General features: G+C 62.1%; 17 protein-coding genes. 9 read left to right on the forward strand and 8 right to left on the reverse strand.

Features of this window, described 5'->3' with window-relative positions:
- Positions 1–3 precede the first annotated feature (3 nt).
- The 3 genes from rnr (at position 4) to NLM33_RS09120 (ending at position 3,635) form a co-directional block, all read left to right on the forward strand.
- Positions 4–2,352: a ribonuclease R gene (gene rnr / locus NLM33_RS09110; RefSeq protein WP_254095746.1), complete on the forward strand. Its 2,349-nt coding sequence runs from the start codon at positions 4–6 to the stop codon at positions 2,350–2,352.
- Positions 2,340–2,780: a DUF983 domain-containing protein gene (locus NLM33_RS09115; RefSeq protein ID WP_254095747.1), complete on the forward strand. Its 441-nt coding sequence runs from the start codon at positions 2,340–2,342 to the stop codon at positions 2,778–2,780. Before rnr ends, NLM33_RS09115 begins: the two co-directional genes overlap by 13 nt.
- 105 nt (positions 2,781–2,885) lie before the next feature.
- Positions 2,886–3,635, forward strand: coding sequence for an NUDIX hydrolase (locus NLM33_RS09120; protein ID WP_254105694.1), 750 nt, complete (start codon positions 2,886–2,888; stop codon positions 3,633–3,635).
- 11 nt (positions 3,636–3,646) lie between these two features.
- On the opposite strand, the gene NLM33_RS09125 is transcribed toward NLM33_RS09120, so the two are convergent.
- Complete coding sequence (locus NLM33_RS09125) at positions 3,647–4,189, reverse strand: hypothetical protein (RefSeq protein ID WP_254095748.1); 543 nt, start codon at positions 4,187–4,189, stop codon at positions 3,647–3,649.
- A gap of 210 nt (positions 4,190–4,399) precedes the next feature.
- On the opposite strand from NLM33_RS09125, the gene NLM33_RS09130 reads away from it, so the two are divergent.
- The 5 genes from NLM33_RS09130 (at position 4,400) to NLM33_RS09150 (ending at position 8,883) form a co-directional block, all read left to right on the forward strand.
- Entirely contained in the window at positions 4,400–5,725 is a 1,326-nt protein-coding gene (locus NLM33_RS09130) for an LLM class flavin-dependent oxidoreductase (RefSeq protein ID WP_254095749.1), read from the forward strand.
- A 124-nt stretch (positions 5,726–5,849) separates the two neighbouring features.
- The gene (rpmG, locus tag NLM33_RS09135; RefSeq protein ID WP_007603295.1) at positions 5,850–6,017 is read left to right on the forward strand and encodes a 50S ribosomal protein L33; all 168 of its coding nucleotides are present in this window, start codon (positions 5,850–5,852) and stop codon (positions 6,015–6,017) included.
- A 100-nt stretch (positions 6,018–6,117) separates the two neighbouring features.
- A complete protein-coding gene (locus tag NLM33_RS09140; protein WP_254095750.1) occupies positions 6,118–6,648 on the forward strand; it encodes a hypothetical protein in 531 nt (176 codons plus the stop codon).
- Between the two features lie 432 nt (positions 6,649–7,080).
- The gene (locus tag NLM33_RS09145; protein ID WP_256570606.1) at positions 7,081–7,545 is read left to right on the forward strand and encodes a Cache 3/Cache 2 fusion domain-containing protein; all 465 of its coding nucleotides are present in this window, start codon (positions 7,081–7,083) and stop codon (positions 7,543–7,545) included.
- A gap of 555 nt (positions 7,546–8,100) precedes the next feature.
- Complete coding sequence (locus NLM33_RS09150) at positions 8,101–8,883, forward strand: ankyrin repeat domain-containing protein (protein ID WP_254095752.1); 783 nt, start codon at positions 8,101–8,103, stop codon at positions 8,881–8,883.
- A gap of 145 nt (positions 8,884–9,028) precedes the next feature.
- Here the strand turns inward: NLM33_RS09150 and NLM33_RS09155 are convergent, their stop codons facing one another.
- The 3 genes from NLM33_RS09155 to NLM33_RS09165 all read right to left on the reverse strand — a co-directional run bounded on the left by NLM33_RS09155 (position 9,029) and on the right by NLM33_RS09165 (position 12,395).
- Positions 9,029–9,598 (reverse strand): c-type cytochrome, encoded by a 570-nt coding sequence (locus tag NLM33_RS09155; protein ID WP_254095753.1) that lies wholly within the window; start codon positions 9,596–9,598, stop codon positions 9,029–9,031.
- A 79-nt stretch (positions 9,599–9,677) separates the two neighbouring features.
- Positions 9,678–11,390, reverse strand: coding sequence for a PQQ-binding-like beta-propeller repeat protein (locus tag NLM33_RS09160; RefSeq protein WP_254095754.1), 1,713 nt, complete (start codon positions 11,388–11,390; stop codon positions 9,678–9,680).
- Positions 11,391–11,867: 477 nt separating this feature from the next.
- Entirely contained in the window at positions 11,868–12,395 is a 528-nt protein-coding gene (locus NLM33_RS09165) for a DUF6745 domain-containing protein (protein ID WP_254095755.1), read from the reverse strand.
- A gap of 21 nt (positions 12,396–12,416) precedes the next feature.
- Between NLM33_RS09165 and NLM33_RS09170 the strand changes: the two genes are divergently transcribed.
- Positions 12,417–12,599 carry a hypothetical protein gene (locus tag NLM33_RS09170; RefSeq protein ID WP_254095756.1) on the forward strand — a complete coding sequence of 61 codons (183 nt, stop codon included), beginning with the start codon at positions 12,417–12,419 and terminating at the stop codon, positions 12,597–12,599.
- 126 nt (positions 12,600–12,725) lie between these two features.
- Here NLM33_RS09170 and NLM33_RS09175 read toward each other — a convergent pair whose 3' ends face one another.
- Genes NLM33_RS09175 through NLM33_RS09190 form a run of 4 tightly spaced genes read right to left on the reverse strand, consistent with a single transcriptional unit; the run spans position 12,726 to position 15,926 of the window.
- Positions 12,726–13,595: an efflux RND transporter periplasmic adaptor subunit gene (locus NLM33_RS09175; protein ID WP_254095757.1), complete on the reverse strand. Its 870-nt coding sequence runs from the start codon at positions 13,593–13,595 to the stop codon at positions 12,726–12,728.
- Positions 13,596–13,622: 27 nt separating this feature from the next.
- Positions 13,623–14,465: a hypothetical protein gene (locus tag NLM33_RS09180; RefSeq protein ID WP_254095758.1), complete on the reverse strand. Its 843-nt coding sequence runs from the start codon at positions 14,463–14,465 to the stop codon at positions 13,623–13,625.
- A gap of 40 nt (positions 14,466–14,505) precedes the next feature.
- Entirely contained in the window at positions 14,506–15,261 is a 756-nt protein-coding gene (locus tag NLM33_RS09185; RefSeq protein ID WP_254095759.1) for a family 1 glycosylhydrolase, read from the reverse strand.
- Between the two features lie 20 nt (positions 15,262–15,281).
- Positions 15,282–15,926 (reverse strand): glycoside hydrolase family 1 protein, encoded by a 645-nt coding sequence (locus NLM33_RS09190; RefSeq protein WP_254095760.1) that lies wholly within the window; start codon positions 15,924–15,926, stop codon positions 15,282–15,284.
- Positions 15,927–16,611 lie beyond the last annotated feature (685 nt).

Genomic DNA, 16,611 nt, shown 5'->3' on the forward strand with positions numbered 1-16,611 from the left:
TAAGTGAAACGTAAGAATGACCTTGGCTTTCCCGATCGGAACGCCATCGTCGCCTTCATCAAGGCAAATCCAGGAAATGTCGGCACGCGCGAAATAGCGCGCGAGTTCGGCCTGAAGAACGCCGATCGCGTCGAGCTCAAGCGCATGCTGCGCGAGCTTGCCGACGACGGAATCATCAAGAAAAAGCGCCACACGGTTTCGGAGCCGGACAGCCTGCCGCCGACGCTGCTCGCCGACATCACCGGCCGCGACAGCGATGGCGAGTTGATCGCCTCCCCCGCAGAGTGGGACGAGGTCGAAAGCGGCGAACCGCCAAAAATCCTCATCGAGATGCCGCGCCGGCCGAAACCGGGCACGGCGGCCGGCGTCGGCGACCGCGCTTTGCTTCGCATCGAGCGCTCCGACGAGACCGAAGGTCCCGCCTGGCGGGGCCACATCATCAAGGTCATCGACAAGGCGAAGAGCCGCATCCTCGGCGTCTTCCGCAGCCTGCCCGAGGGCGGCGGACGGCTCGTGCCGGTCGACAAGAAGTTCGCCGACCGCGAACTCAACATTGCGAAGACCGAGACGCAAGGCGCGCAGGATGGCGACCTCGTCAGCGTCGACATCGTGCGCTCGCGCGGCTTTGGCCTCGCGTCGGGCCGGGTCAAGGAGAAGCTCGGCTCGGTCAAGTCGGAGAAGGCAATCAGCCTGATCGCGATCTACGCCCACGATATCCCCCTGCAATTCTCCCCCGCTGCGGAGCGCGAGGCAGAAGCGGCTGAACCGGCGAACCTGAAAGGGCGCGAGGACTGGCGCGACGTCCCGCTCGTCACCATCGATCCGCCCGACGCCAAGGATCACGACGACGCGGTGCATGCGGAGGCCGATCCGGATCCGAACAACAAGGGCGGCTTCATCGTCAATGTCGCGATTGCGGATGTGAGCTTCTACGTCCGCCCGGGCACTGCGCTCGACCGCGACGCGATCGACCGCGGCAACTCCGTCTATTTCCCCGACCGCGTCGTGCCGATGCTGCCTGAGCGGATCTCCAACAATCTGTGCTCGCTGGTGCCGGGCGAGCCGCGCGGCGCCCTCGCCGTGCGGATGGTGATCGGCCCCGACGGCCGCAAGCGCTCGCACTCGTTCCATCGCATCCTGATGCGCTCGGCCGCAAAACTGCATTATGCGCAGGCGCAGGCAGCGATCGACGGCCGGCCGGACGACACCACCGGCCCCCTGCTCGATCCGATCCTCAAACCCCTTTATGCCGCCTACGCCTGCGTCAAGCGCGCCCGCGACGAGCGCGATCCGCTCAATCTCGATCTGCCCGAGCGCAAGATCCTGTTGAAGAGCGACGGCACAGTCGATCGCGTCGTCGTCCCCGAAAGGTTGGACGCGCACCGGCTGATCGAGGAGTTCATGATCCTCGCCAACGTCGCGGCAGCCGAGATGCTGGAGAAGAAGTCGCTGCCGCTGATCTATCGCGTGCACGACGAGCCGACGCTGGAAAAGGTCCACGCGCTCCAGGAGTTTCTGGAGACGCTCGACGTGCCCTTTGCCAAGAGCGGTCCGCTACGCCCGACCCTGTTCAACCGCGTGCTGGCCCAGCTCGAGGGTCACGACTACTACCCGCTGGTGAGCGAGGTGGTGCTGCGCGCGCAGGCGCAAGCCGAATATTCCGCCGAGAATTACGGCCATTTCGGCCTGAACCTGCGCCGCTACGCGCATTTCACCTCGCCGATCCGCCGCTACGCCGACCTCGTGGTGCATCGCGCGCTGGTTCGCGCGCTGGGCCTGGGCGAAGGCGCACTGCCCGACAGCGAGACGCCGGAAACCTTAAGCGAAGTCGCCGCGCATATTTCGGTCACGGAGCGGCGCGCGATGAAGGCCGAGCGCGAGACCGTCGACCGGCTCATTGCGCATCATCTCGCCGATCGCATCGGCGCGACGTTCCAGGGCCGGGTCTCCGGCGTCACGCGCGCCGGCCTGTTCGTCAAGCTCGACGACACCGGCGCTGACGGCTTGATCCCGATCCGATCCCTCGGCACGGAATATTTCAACTATGACGAGAGCCGCCACGCCCTCGTCGGCTCGCGCAGCGGTGCCATGCACCAGCTGGGTGATGTCGTCGACGTCCGTCTGATAGAAGCTGCTCCCATAGCCGGCGCGCTGCGCTTCGAGCTGCTGTCGGCGGGCGAGAGCACACCGCGCGGCCGCCGGGACTTTCGTCCGCAGCGCAAATCGGCGAAGGCGCGCCCCGGACGCAGTCCCGAGAAGAAGCGCAAGCCGGAGCGGCAGAAGAAGTCCGGCAAGGGAAAGAAGGGCAAGGGCGCGAAGGGCAAGGGAAAGAACAAGGCATGGAAGCGATGAGCACGGCGCCAAAGATCTGGACGCGCGAGACCGGCCTCACCGAGAAGCGCGACGTCTGGGATGCGATGAAGCGCGGCTTTCGCGGCCGCTGCCCGCGTTGCGGCCGGGGCAAGCTGTTCCGCGCGTTCCTGAAAACCGCAGACAACTGCTCGGCCTGCGGGCTCGACTTCACGCCGCATCGCGCCGACGACCTGCCGGCCTATCTCGTGATCGTCATCGTCGGCCATATCGTGGTGCCAACCATCCTCTGGATCGAGACCAACTACACCACGCCGGTCTGGATCAGCTTCGCCGCCTATCTGCCCTTCACCTTCGTCGCATCGCTCGCGCTGCTGCAACCGGTGAAGGGCGCCGTGGTCGGCCTGCAATGGGCCCTGCGCATGCACGGCTTTGACGACAATCCGCCGGATGGTATTCCGCCGGTGTAGAGCATGATCCGGACCCGAAGGGCCGCGTTTGCGCAAAGCGTGCAGCGGTTTTCCGATCAGATCATGCTCAAAAAACAAAATGAAGAAAACAGTTCGGGTGAGGACATGACGGATACGGCGCAGGCGGAGAAAGAAAGGGTTCACGACGAGAAGGAGCCCGATCACCATCCTTATTTTCGGCCGAAGGATGCTGCCACCCTGATCCTGGTCGATCGCAGCGGCTCCGTTCCAAAAGTGCTGGTCGGCAAGCGCCACGACAAGGTGGTGTTCATGCCCGGCAAGTTCGTCTTCCCCGGCGGTCGCGTCGACAAGGCCGACTATCGCGTGCCCTGCGCGGCGCCGATCACGCCGGAGCTTCAGGCCAATCTGTTCAAGGGCAGCCCGAAGACCGAGGCCTCGCGTGCAAAATCGCTGGCGGTCGCCGCGATCCGCGAGGCCTGCGAGGAAACCGGTCTCTGCCTTGGGCGTCAGCATGAGGGCAAGGCGCCGAAGCTTGACGGCCCCTGGCAACCGTTTGCCGATGCGAGCCTGCTGCCCGATCCCTCCGGCCTGTTTCTGATCGCGCGCGCGATCACACCACCCGGCCGCGTCAAGCGCTTCGACACGCGCTTCTTCACCGCGGATGCCTCGGCCATCACCCATCGCGTCGAGGGCGTGGTGCATGCCGATGCCGAGCTGGTCGAGTTGGTCTGGGTCGAGCTCGGCTCACAGCCCCTCGCCGACCTGCATCCGATGACGCGGAACGTGCTCAACGAGCTGGACAAGCGGCTCGCCACCGGCCCGCTCCGCCATGACGCCCCGGTGCCGTTCTTCCATTTTTACGGCGGCAAGATGCAGAAGGACATTTTGAGCTGACCTGAGACGGATCACTCGTCCGCGTCAGGCTCGGTGCCGACATAGTCGCGTGCCGGAAGCTTGAGCTTGCGACCGAGCTCATTGGCAAGCTCGGTCGCGTCTTCGCGCCTGGTGAAGCTCGACAGCGTGATCGGCGTGGTGCCCTTGTTGCCGCAGAGGTTGACGTCGTACATCGTCAGCTCCGGATCGCAGTCATCGGTGATGCTGATGAGGTGGTAGTCCGACAGACTGCGCGAGCTGCGGATATTCAGCGGTCCGAACTGCCTGGTGATGACGACCTGACGCTGTGTGTCGTTCAGAACGATGAAATAGCGGAATGTCAGCAGGATGAGGCCGGGAATGCCGACCACAAGGCCGAGACCCGTGAAGACCAGCACAGGCCCCCAGTCATCCGCCAGCCGTCCGAATCCAAGCAGGTCCTGTCGCAGCCCGAGGCCCACGTTCCAAAGCAAATAGGCGCTCGCCGCAAGCAGCGGCAGCGACAACAGCCGGCCGATCCAGGGCATCGGCCGATCGATGCGGATTGAGCCGTCCACTGCCATTGCGCTGGCCATTGCCTGTCTCCTCACGGGTCGAAGTCATGGCTTGGTCGGATCAGGATGCCGATCGGTTCGACGGATTCCGGGCTCGCCGCTCACGCGGCGCCCCGGAATGACGTGCTGAGTGTGCATCAAAAAACGGAAAAATCTTCCAGCCTCCAGCGATGGCGGAGCTTCACGCCGCACCTATGTCTCTTGCAACGACACCCAACACGGAACGGGGCGATGGCACAACGGCAACTCAAGCTCGGCGCGTTCATGCGCCCGATCTCAATTCACACCGGCGCCTGGCGCTATCCGGGCGCCTGGCCCGACGCCAATTTCAACTTCGGCCACATCAAGACGCTGATCAGGAAGCTCGAGGCCGGCAAGTTCGACGCCTTCTTCATGGCCGATCACCTCGCCGTGCTGAACATGCCGATCAATGCACTCAAGCGCAGCCACACGGTGACGTCGTTCGAGCCGTTCACGCTTTTGTCAGCGCTCTCCGCCGTGACCGAGCGAATCGGCCTGATCGCGACGGGCTCGACCACGTTTGATGAGCCCTATCACGTCGCGCGGCGCTTTGCCTCGCTCGACCACATCAGCGGCGGTCGCGCGGGCTGGAATATCGTCACCACCTCGAACCCGGACGCGGCGCTGAATTTCGGTCTCGACGACCACATGGAGCACGCCGAGCGCTACAAGCGCGCGCGAGAATTCTATGACGTCGTTACCGGTCTCTGGGACTCCTTCGCCGACGACGCCTTCGTGCGCGACGTCGAAGACGGCCTGTTCTTCGATCCCACGAAGATGCATGTGCTCGACCACCAGGGCAAATATCTGAAGGTACGTGGTCCTCTCAACATCGCCCGCCCCGTTCAGGGCTGGCCGGTGATCGTGCAGGCCGGCGCGTCCGAGGACGGCAAGCAGCTCGCAGCCGAAACCGCGGAGGCCGTGTTCACCGGCGGCGGCAGCCTTGCCGACGGGCAGAAGCTCTATGCCGACATCAAAGGCCGGATGGAGAAGATCGGGCGCGATCCCGAGCACCTGAAGATTTTGCCGGGCGCCTTCGTGGTGGTCGGCGACAGCGTCGATGAGGCCAAGGAGAAGCGCGCCCTGCTCGACAGCCGCGTGCATTACGACAGCGCCATCGCCTCGCTCTCGGTCATCCTCGGCACCGACGCGAGCGGCTTCGACCCCGATGGGCCGTTGCCGCCGATCCCTGAGACCAACGCCAGCAAAAGCGGCCGGCAGCGGATGGTCGATCTCGCGGCGCGCGACAAGCTCACCGTGCGCCAGCTCGCCCAGCGCGTCGGCGGCTATGGCGGGCTCGCCTTCGTCGGTACCGCCAAAACCATCGCCGACCAGATGGAGGAATGGCTCCTCAGCCGCGGCTCCGACGGCTTCAACATCATGTTCCCGTTCCTGCCCGCAGGCCTCGACGATTTCGTCGACAAGGTCGTCCCGGAACTGCAGAAGCGCGGGATTTTCCGCAAAGAGTATGAAGGGGCCACTTTGAGGGAGAATCTGGGCCTGCCGCGGCCGAAAAACCGGTTCTTCGCGGGTTAATCGGGCCGATTTGGGTGCTTTTCGTCCCCTAAAACCTTGACATCAGGCGGTTTGTGGCTAGGTTGCCGGCCAACGCGGGCCGTTTGGCCGGCTCCAGATTCCCTTTATTTCAGAGGTCCTGAACATGGCCAAAGCGGTCACCATCAAGGTCAAGCTCGTGTCCTCGGCTGACACTGGCTTCTACTACGTCGCCAAGAAGAATTCGCGCACCATGACCGACAAGCTGGTCAAGAAGAAGTATGACCCGGTCGCGCGCAAGCACGTCGAATTCCGCGAAGCCAAGATCAAGTAAGATCGCGGAACGCTGAGCGACTTAGGCGGGGCCCTTCGCGGCCCCGTTTTTATTTTGCGGCCGTTTTTATTTGCGGCTGTTGGTCGTAGCCTTCACGTCCATGATCGCAACCCTGGACGAGGGAAACGTTGGTGGCTACTCGGTCGCCTATGGCCGCGACGACACCTATTTCCCCGTCTACGTGACGGCGGCGCTGGCCGCGATCTTCTGCACAGCCGCCCTCCTCACCGGCGCGCTGTATTGGCTTGTGCTCGCAGCGCTCGCTGCCGGCTTCACCTACTACAACATTCCGCTGCTCGAGACCGGCCGCCCCACGATCGGTGCCAATCAATACGGCATCTTCATCCAGGCCTTCGGCCTAGTCCGGTGGCGCGCAATCGAGCGCATCGATCTCGTCGAGATCGCCGAACGCGCGATGACGGTGCACGAGCTGCAAATCGTCCTCAACGCGCCTTTGACCAGCGCGCTGGTCGCCGACTGGCGCAAGCAGCCGTCCTGGCGCTGGCTGATGCGCCTGCCCTGGCGGATGAGCCACACCAACATGGTGCGGATCAATGTCGAGCCGTTCGACCAGCCGCCCGACATGATCCATCGCACGTTCCTGAGGATGTGGCGCTACTACCGCAGCTAGGCGCGCACGCATGGGTCATGTCCGCTTCGCTCCAATAATGACCACTTTTGTGCAGGAGCAGCAAAACGACGCGATGGCCAGGAGCGGACTCAGTGTCCTCAGGAGCATTATGCTAGGGCGTGTACTCATAAAATGCTTCGAATGCGGAAGCGTCCTCATCGGTCCGCAACCAGAGCGCGCCGTCAAAAGTCTTTTGGTGACCATCGCGCGGGTATAATATTGTTTGGAGCTGCCGACGGGAAACGCCGAATTCCCGGTGGTGCGACACAGGCAGCCATCGTGCTGTCGGCAGGCAAATACGTCTCAAATTACGATTTTTAGTTCTGTCAGCGATTGGGCGCTGTCCCATCGCTTTTGCACCGGGAGGTCACAATGAATCGGAAGACTCTTTTCGCCGGCATTCTAGCCGCTGGCTTCATGGCAACGTCTGCGATGGCTCCTAGCGTCGGGCACGCTCAGGCAGACCCGAGGGTCACAAAATCCATGGAGACCTTGAAGTCTATGACAGCGAAACTGGGAGCGCCAAAGCTCGACGGCAAAGAGGCGGTCGGCGGCAAGGAAGCTCCTGCCCTGTATTTCGGTACGACCAAGGTCAACAACAATTTCGATATTGTTGACGCAATTGGAAAGGAAGACGGCAAAGGGATGACGGCCACTCTGTTCGCGAAAAGTGGAGACGAATACATCCGCGTCGCCACGAGTGTACCGAAGCCCGACGGCAGCGGTCGAGCGGTGGGCACCGTACTGGCAGGACCGGCGCTCGAGTCGATCAAAGCAGGCAAAGCGCATTATGGCGAAGTCCCTATTCTGGGAACACCCTACGTAACGGGCTACGAGCCGATGATGGATAGCTCGGGCGCTCAAATTGGCGTCTACTATGTGGGTTACAAGAAATAACTAGCCCGTTCTCGGAGTTTTCTTGCTAAAAACCGACGAGCCGAAACGAACTCGACGCGAGGGGGACTATTTTGCGTAGCTGGGGTTCGAAGTGGCCAGTCGCTGACCCGCCTGCGTTGGTTTATGAGTACACGCCCTAGCTTTTGGCTGACGGCCGCTCCTTTTGCCATTGCACGAGAAGGATCGCCCTAAGCGTCAGCCCAGCGCCAGCCGACACGTCCGTCAGGCGACGGCCGCCTACCGGCGTTGTTGAGATGATCGTTGCAGCGTTGAAAGAAGGGACCCGCGCGCTAAAACGACACTTCTTCGCTGTGGTCGTCGAGCCAGGCGGATCAGCAGCTTTGGTGATGCCGGCAACTTGGCATCGACCAAGCGCTGTGTCATGTTGCATGAATAATGACGAGGGAGGATTGTCTCTTGTCCCGGCACGTTGGAGCTCCATGCTCGGCCGCAATGCTCGTACTTTGGTCTGCGTCGGCTGGCCTCGCTGGCGACTCAGAAAAATGTCGGGAAATCGGCCTTCGGTTTCAAACCGCGCAATCTCAGATCACTGCAATGGAGGTATCGTTACTTCTATTCTCGGTAGCGGACGAGAATTGCACCGAGTTGGCGACCGAGCTGCTGGACTATGGCGCGTCGGTGGACGCGCGCGACCGGTTTGGAGCCCGCCCGCTCAGCCACGCCGCGCGATCCGGCCACTTGGAAATGGTCGATCTTTTGCTTGCGCGTGGCGCTCCAATCGATGCGCGCAATCTCGCAGGCGCGACAGCGCTATACTTCGCGGCTGAACGCGGTCAGGTCGCTGTCGCGCAGCGACTTGTTGAACGCGGCGCCGACGTCAAACTCACCGGACGCAGTGGAGTTTCACCGGTCGCGGCCGCCGCCTATGCGGGCAGCGACGCAATCATCGAGACGCTACTCGCGCATGGCGCCGACGAACGCGTCTCCGACGACACCGGAAAGCCACCGATTGTCTACGCGGCGGCCCGCGCCCGGCTTGACATTGTGAAGCGCCTGCTTTCGCGAAGCATCGATATCAATGCCCGCTATCGGAATGATCTGACGCTGCTGATGTGGGCTGCGGGTCCGGATGAAAAAATTCCGGAGACGGAGGCCGTCAAGGTCGTGAAGTATCTACTGGAGTCAGGCGCGCACATCGATGATCGCGATGCCCGCGGCCGGACGGCTCTCATGATCGCCGCCGAAGGCGGGCGCGCTGAGATCGCCGGTCTCCTGCTCGCGCGAGGCGCCGATCCTTCGCTCAAGGACAACGCGGGCAAACGCGCCGCGGATCTCACCTCACTATCGTTGTTGCGTGATCGACTGGCCACACCGTAGCGAGGGCACGTCCTAGAGCATGATCCGGAAAAGTGTGAAGCGGTTTTCCCTCGCGACAAACGCGGAACGCGTTTGCGCGGAGATCATGCTCAAACAAGAAGCTAAAGCGCGATGATGACCCTTCCCAATCTCATCGAGCTTTAGTCTAAAGACCAGCGAGATATTGCACGAGCGCTGCAAGATCGTCGACAGGCGTGGCGAGCATCAGATCGGTCATGCCGGGGTTGTTGCCGCGCGCACGGGTGCGGAAATCGGCGATTGTCTTGGCGAGGTATTCCCGGCTCTGCCCGGCCAGGCGCGGTGTGGTGCCACTACCTTGAAACTGATCGCGATGACAGCCGGTGCAGCCTACCGAATGCTCGGCGCTGAGCGCCTGCTGGGCCACATGCTTCGGCGCGCGGGGTTGGCCCAGATCAGGCCACGGCTTTTGTGCGAAATACTCCGCGATCGCCAGCATATCGTCCTTCTCGAAGGACGACACGGTCAGCTGCTTAATCTCGTTCTTGCGGTCACCCCGTTTGAAGTCGCGCAGCTGGATGTAGATGTAGCCGGCTTGCTGTCCCCAGATGATGGGAATCGACTCGTTGCTCGGCTTGCCGTCCTGGCCGTGGCAGCCGGCGCAGACCTCGACTTTTTCCGCGATGCTTTGTGCAAAGGCGGGGGCTGCGGTCAACAATGCCCCGAGGATCGTCCCGATCGAAATCACCCAGTTCACATTGCAGACCGTCGAATTCCGGTGGGGTTTACAGAAGCGGGGCCGACCATGGCCCCGCATCTGTGATCGCGACGTTCGTTCAATCGAGCGTAAAGGCGATGATGTTGTTGCCACGCCTGAAGTTCACCTGAGTGTTACCGCCCGCGCCGACCACGATGTATTGCTTATCGCCCACCGAATAGCTGGACGGCGGTGCATTGACGCCCGCACCGGCGCGGAAGCTCCACAATTCCTTGCCGGTGGACGAGTTGTAGGCAGCGAACTTGCCGTTGCCTTCACCAGTAAAGACCAGACCGCCCGCGGTGGCGAGAATGCCGCCGATCATCGGCTCTGGCGTTTTCACCTGCCATCTGATCTTGCCGGTGTTGTAGTCGACTGCGGTGATATTTCCCGCCTGCTTCTCACCTGGAATGGCCGTGAAGGCGCCACCAAGCCAGAGCTTGCCGTTCGGATAGGGCGAGTTCTCGACCCGGTAGTGCATGGGCTGATGCAGATTGATGGCGTAGGCGAGCCCCTGTCCGGGGTCGGTAGCGATCGGCGACCATTCGACGCCGCCGTTTGCCCCTGGAAGCATGCGCGCGCCTTCCTTGGTCGGCAAGGTCCACATATTCTCCTGCGGCACCATCGCCTCAGAGAACCGGATCAGGCTGCAGTCTTTCCGGTCGTGAACATAGATGTGACCGGTTTTGCCGGCATGGATCACGCCCGGAATGGTCTTGCCGTCCTTGTCCTGCACATCCACCAGCACCGGCGGGCTCGCGGCATCGAGATCCCAGACGTCGTGGGCAATATACTGAAGGTGGCAGACGAAGTTTCCGGTATCCAAGTCAAGCGATACCAGCGAGTTGGTGTAGAGATTGTCGCCGGGGCGCGGCGCACCGTCGAGGTCGGGAGATGGATTGCCGACCACGAAATAGATCCGGTTGGTGGAGAGATCGACAGCGGGATTTTGCCAGACGCCGCCGCCCAGCTTCTTGTAGGGGTCGCCGATCTTGGCGAGTTGGTCCTTTTCAGCCTGGATATCGCGATGCATGTCGCGCCCAGTAGCGTCCTTGGTTGCCCAGACGCCGACGGAATTTTCTGGGATGGTGTCGAAATTCCAGACCAGCTTGCCGGTCTTCGCATCATAGGCCCTGACAAAGCCGCGGACGCCGTATTCGCCGCCGTTGGTGCCGATCAAGACCTTGTCCTTGACGACCGTCGGAGCCATCGTCTCGCTGTAGCCGAACTCGGGATCAGCGATATCGCTGCTCCAGACGACTTCGCCGGTATTCGCATTCAATGCCACCAGCTTGGAGTCCAGCGTGGCCAGGTAAACCTTGTCACCGAGAACCTGGACACCGCGATTATTGGGACCGCAGCAGTAGGTCGTTATGGGCCCCATCTTGTGGCTATAGTGCCAGAGCTGTTCGCCCGTCTTAGCGTCGATCGCATAGACATGGCTGAACGATGTCGTCACGTACATCACACCATCGATCACAATGGGCGACGTTTCGAGGGATTCCTTGACCTCGGCCTGGAAGATCCAGGCGACGTGCAGGTTTTTCACATTGTCGCGGTTGATCTGCTTTGCAGGATGAAAGCGCGTTTGAGCGTAGTTGCCGTTGGTCAGCAGAAAGTTCGTTGCATTCTTGTCCGCTGCATTGAGCTGGTCTTGAGTGACCGGAGAAACCTTCGCCTCGCGCGGAGGCGACCATTCATCCTGCAGCTTGACTTCTTGCGCATGACTTGATGCTGCGAGCGTGCAGCCCAGACCGAACAACGTGGCGTATGCGACAGAATATCTTTTCATGGCTCAGCCCCGTAATTATTCGAATTATCGGAACAGGCGCTCATGTACGTCTGCTCTTGAATTCTGATCGTGCGAAACCTGTTTTACAAGCAGAAAGCCACTAGGGGCGCGAGCCTCGGGGCGCTCAAGCCTTTGACGCAGCGGGCGTTGCAGTGCCTAAATCTCCGCGACGCGACCGCTGCAGTGCCGCATGCAATTCAGCAGGTCAGGTCACGGATGCAGACAAGCGTGCGCTGCCATCAGAGAAATGTCGGCAAGTCGCAACAGCTCTCTAGGTCATAGTCCCTACCATAATGCAGAGACCTATGTCCGAGTCGGGTCAGTTTCGACGGATTCAGCGGGCGTCATCGGCTGGTTGAAGTCCGCTTTGCCCCGAAAGCGCCGAAGCCGGGAGCGTTGCGTTTGGCCGCCTTGCTGCGACCTCCTTGCCTTCGTCCAGTGGCAGCGATCGGCTATGGCTGGCTACGCGCCAATGACTCACGTCCGCTGCACGAGCTGCGCATAGGCCTCCGCCCGCATGCCGTAGGTCCAGGCGACCGCCTCGCGCGCGGTGCGCAGATTGGCCGGCACCTGGACGAAGAAATGCCGGCGCGTGCCGTCGGGCTCGGGCGTGGCGTTGACCACCTCCACCGCGGCCCAGGCGTCCGCGGCGAGCCAGTTCCGCCGCCACAGGATTCCGGTCTCGTCTTCGGCGATGCGGGTCGCGCCGCCGAGCGCGACATAACGTTCCGGCGTCATGATCTCGATCATGCAGCGGCGGACCTGGACATCGATCTGCTCGTCGATCGCGGCCAGCGTGATCCGGTCCTTGTGCTCGATGATCCAGCGCGGCACCTCCACCCCGCGCCAGGCCCAGATCGACCAGCCGTCCGGATAGCGCATCGCCGGACCGCTGGCGTGATGCAACCGGTCGCGCGCGTCACCGCACAACAAATTCGGTCGCTCGACGAGCCAGCAGGTACGTTCATGCGGCTGTAGCCAGCCGACACTGGTGGCGAGCAGCATCAGGCCGCGCAGCGGCTGAATGTGCCGCTGACCAGCGCACTGGTCGCAGACTGGCGCAAGCAGCCGTCCTGGCGCTGGCTGATGCGCCTGCCCTGGCGGATGAGCCACACCAACATGGTGCGGATCAATGTCGAGCCGTTCGACCAGCCGCCCGACATGATCCATCGCACGTTCCTGAGGATGTGGCGCTACTACCGCAGCTAGGCGCGCACTCATGGGTCATATCCGCTTCGCTCCAATCATGACCACTTTTGTGCAGGAGCAGCAAAACGACGCGATGGGGCAGAATCAGAAGTTGACCGAAGACAAAAAGCTGCCTTGTCAGCCGCCTTACTTCGCGCGGATCAACGATTGTAGGGTTACGTTGAGGCCGGGCCTCAACAGATAGTCTGGGTTCGGAAACTCCACAGCGATCTGGGTCGTCTGCGTTGCTACATCGAACTCGTAGCTCCCTGCGGCGAGACGTCCCTTGTGTGGATACTTGTCGCTGTTTGGCAGGACGATGCCGAACTCACGCCGCTCGGCAATCTGCTCAATGCTCGGGACCGTTTCGCCGCGCTGAAAATACATGGCGGCAGGCGCCTGACCGACCACATGAATTGGATCCAATTGGACGATGGTGGCGAGACGACTCTGATCGCGCGCCTCCTTGGTGATGTACGCTCCTTCATTGACCAAGGGACGACCGATGATGCCAGATATTGGCGCGTAAAGCTTCGTTTGCTGCAAAGCCAGGTCGGCAAGCTGCACGTTGGCACGTGCTTCGTCGGCCTTGGCCGCCGCGAGATCGCGCTGTGCTTCCGCCTCCAGCAACTGCATTTGGGAGGTAACGTTGCGGGTCCGGAGGGTCTGCGCGTTCTTTAGCTTGACCTCGACAAGGCGCAACTGCGCCTCCGCCTCTTTCAGGTGTGCCTGGGCAACTGCGACGGAGAGTTCCTTGTCCTTTGACGCGAACTCGAACAGAAGATCGCCTTTCTTGACAAGCTGGCCGGCGGTGAAGTTGATCTTGAGCAGAAGTCCATCAAGCCGGGGCGCTACTTCCGCTTCGCGCGCAGCGGCCACCGTTCCCTTGTATTCAAGGACGTCAGGCGTAGCCGGTTGCTGGGCGGCGGCCGCCTGGATCATCAGGCAAGCCACAGCGAATGTCGGGATGATCCGCAGACGGAGCGATCTTAGGCTGTCGATCTCAATTGCGCTCATTGCAGCCTCCTGTGCAGTTACTCGTATTTAGCGTACGCCGTGGGTCGTGGGCCCGGTGGCTCGCATCCGCTTGCGCCACAGTTGGTAGGGAGCGACAGCAATCTCGCTCACGATGACGGCGAATAGAACGCCGATTGGGGCCAGCGGTTGATCCATGAGACCCGCGACGACGATCGCGACGCCGGGATGACGCGATACCGTCGCAAACGCGAGTACGGTGCGGTCGTCCGGGCCGGGCCCGCCGAGAAAATGACCGACGGCGAGCCCAATCAGCGTCACCATGGTAATTGCCGTCAATGTGCCTTCCTGGATGACCAAGCCCAGGCGAGACCAAACGACAACCAGAAGGGCGACATTGCAGACAGCGAGCACGACAGAACTCACCGTCTGAATCGCGGAGTTCCACCGCGTCGCTGCGGGCCACCACCGCGCGATCGCAAGGCCGATGCCGAGTGGCAGCAGCACGGAACTGACTACCACTTCCGTGACCGACAGCGGATTGACATGCACGTCCCCGCCGAAGATCACTTGCATCAGCTCGACGGCGAGCGGCGTGAGGACCACCGACAGCACGATGCTCGCGAAAAAAAGCCCTCTCGCGTAGACAGCATTTCCGGGCGCCACAAGTGGCAGCATGCCCTGCGAGAATAGGGATCCCACCGGGGCGACAGCGAGCGTAACGAGCGCGAGAGTCACCGCGGGATGCAGCGAGAACATTTTGCAGATCAGCACGGCGATGATCGGCGCCAGCACGTTCATGGCGAGCAGAGACCGCAAGAGAAGCGAAGGCCTGCCGAAGAGATATCGCAAATCCGCGGGCGCGACACGCATGCCAACTGCCAGCACCGCGAGAAAGATGCTGGCCGTCAATGCAAGCCCTATGAGCGCCAAGACGCTCACGCCGCTTCTCCTACACCACTGCGTTCTGCCGGGCCGCCTCCCGGAACCACTCGGCGCTCAGCTTCGGGATACGCTCCAACGTGTCGAAGTTGACGTAGATCAGCCCGAACCGGTTGCCGAAGCCGTCAATCCACTCGAAATTGTCCTGCGCGCTCCAGAGGAAGTACCCATCGACCGGCACGCCCTCCGAGGTCGCCCGCTGGAGTTGGCCCAAACAAGCGCGCAGGAACATCACCCGGTCCGAGTCGTACACCCTGCCGTCCTCGGCAACCACGTCGGACGCTGCGCAGCCGTTCTCGGTGATGAAGATGGACCGCGCGCCCCAGATCTTCTGCATATGGCGTGACGCCCAGTACATGACCTCCGGGTCGAGGACATGCCACGACGACTGCATCTTTGGATGGGAGGCGTTAAGCGGGATGTCCCGGTAGCCCGGCGGCTCGTCGGACGGCTCTACGTACCAACGGGGCTTGTAGACGTTGATGCCGACGAAATCGAGCGGCGAGGCGATCGTCTTCAGCTCCTCCTCGGTGAACTTGGGAGCCCCGCCGCCGGGCTCGGCCAGATACGCCTCGGTGTACCGCCCCTCGAGCATGACCGTCGTGAAGCCGGCGTTGCGCTCGCGCGTCACCGTCTCCGCGGCCTTTACGTACGCGGGCTCATCGATGACCGGGACCGCGACGCTGAGGTTTTCCGCGAAGCCGACCTTTGTGCCGGCCGGCGAGCGGGCCCGGATCGCCTGGACAGCGAGGCCGTGCCCGAGCACGGCGTGATGCCGGACCTGCTTCAGTTCGGAATCGGAGAGAGAGAGAGCCCGGGCGCACCGCCAAGGCGGACCTTCTTCCCGCCGCCAACGTCGACGTCGATAACCTGGTAGCCGCCCTCTACGAACGAGCGGAACTCGTTGATCGTGAAGTAGTGCTTCACACGGTCGCCAAGCTGCTCGGCCACGTAGCCGGCGTAGTCAGCGAATACTTTCGCCGTCTGTTTGGACCGCCAGCCGCCGTACTTGTCTTGCAGCGTCTGCGGCAGGTCCCAGTGGTAGAGCGTGGCGAACGGCTCGATTCCCGCGCCGAGCAGCTCGTCGACGAGGCGTTTGTAGAAGTCGAGCCCCTTCTGGTTGTGCTGGCCGGTGCCTTCAGGGAAGATCCGCGGCCAGGCGATCGAGAACCGGTACGCCTTGACGCCGATCGATTTCATCAGCGCTACGTCTTCCTTGTACCGGTGGTAGTGGTCGTTCGCGACGTCGCCGTTGTCGTCGTTCTTGATGTTGCCGGGCGTGTGCGCAAACGTGTCCCAGATCGACATGCCCTTGCCATCGTCGTTCCATGCTCCCTCGATCTGGTACGACGACGTGGCGACGCCCCAGTAGAACCCGTCAGGGAAGCGGCGGCCGATGGAAGCGGGCGACTTGGCTGCTATGGCGTTCATTGACGGACCCTCCGTTTTTCCAAGCTATCCCGAGGTGATCAAACGGTTCTCTTACGAATCCAACATCGTGACAGAGCGAGCGCTCCTCGCCTTCGTGACGAGCAGTTTTCCGATTCTGGTGAGCTTGGCACTGGACGGTAATGTCGTTCGAACTGCCCGCGCTCATCACTACCGAACGGCTCGATGACGACGTCGCCGGAGAACCCAGTGTGCGGGCCAGCAGGCTCATCTCCTCGTCGAGGAAGTGCAGCCGCCGCTCCTCGCTCTTTCAATATCCGGCACCGGCCAGCTTCCAAATATGCGTGCGTAGGCGCGAAAGTGCGGGACCAACTTGCCCGACAGATAAATAGGGTGCCGCACAGCGGTTTTTGACCTAGATCAAGGGTAGTCCGCGTCAGGTCTCCATAAGTTCTTCACGGCTGTCGCGGTAACGCTGTGATGTCATTCAGCATTGAAGCGTGCTTTGGCTGCGCTCCGCACCGTGCCTAACGAAGTGTCGAAAATCTGAAAGGCCGAGGCCTCCGTCGCACGAGCAGACACTGAGGGCACGCCGGCCGTGTGGGCGATCAAGGGAGGAATGGGCAATGATTGCGCACTTCACCCGGCGCGGGGTTGCAAAGCTAGGCGGCTAAGCAGCGTTTGCGAATTCCAGCGACGGCCCCGCCGTCGCACAAACAACCTCGCC

Source organism: Bradyrhizobium sp. CCGUVB1N3 (assembly GCF_024199925.1).
Taxonomy (GTDB): Bacteria; Pseudomonadota; Alphaproteobacteria; order Rhizobiales; family Xanthobacteraceae; genus Bradyrhizobium.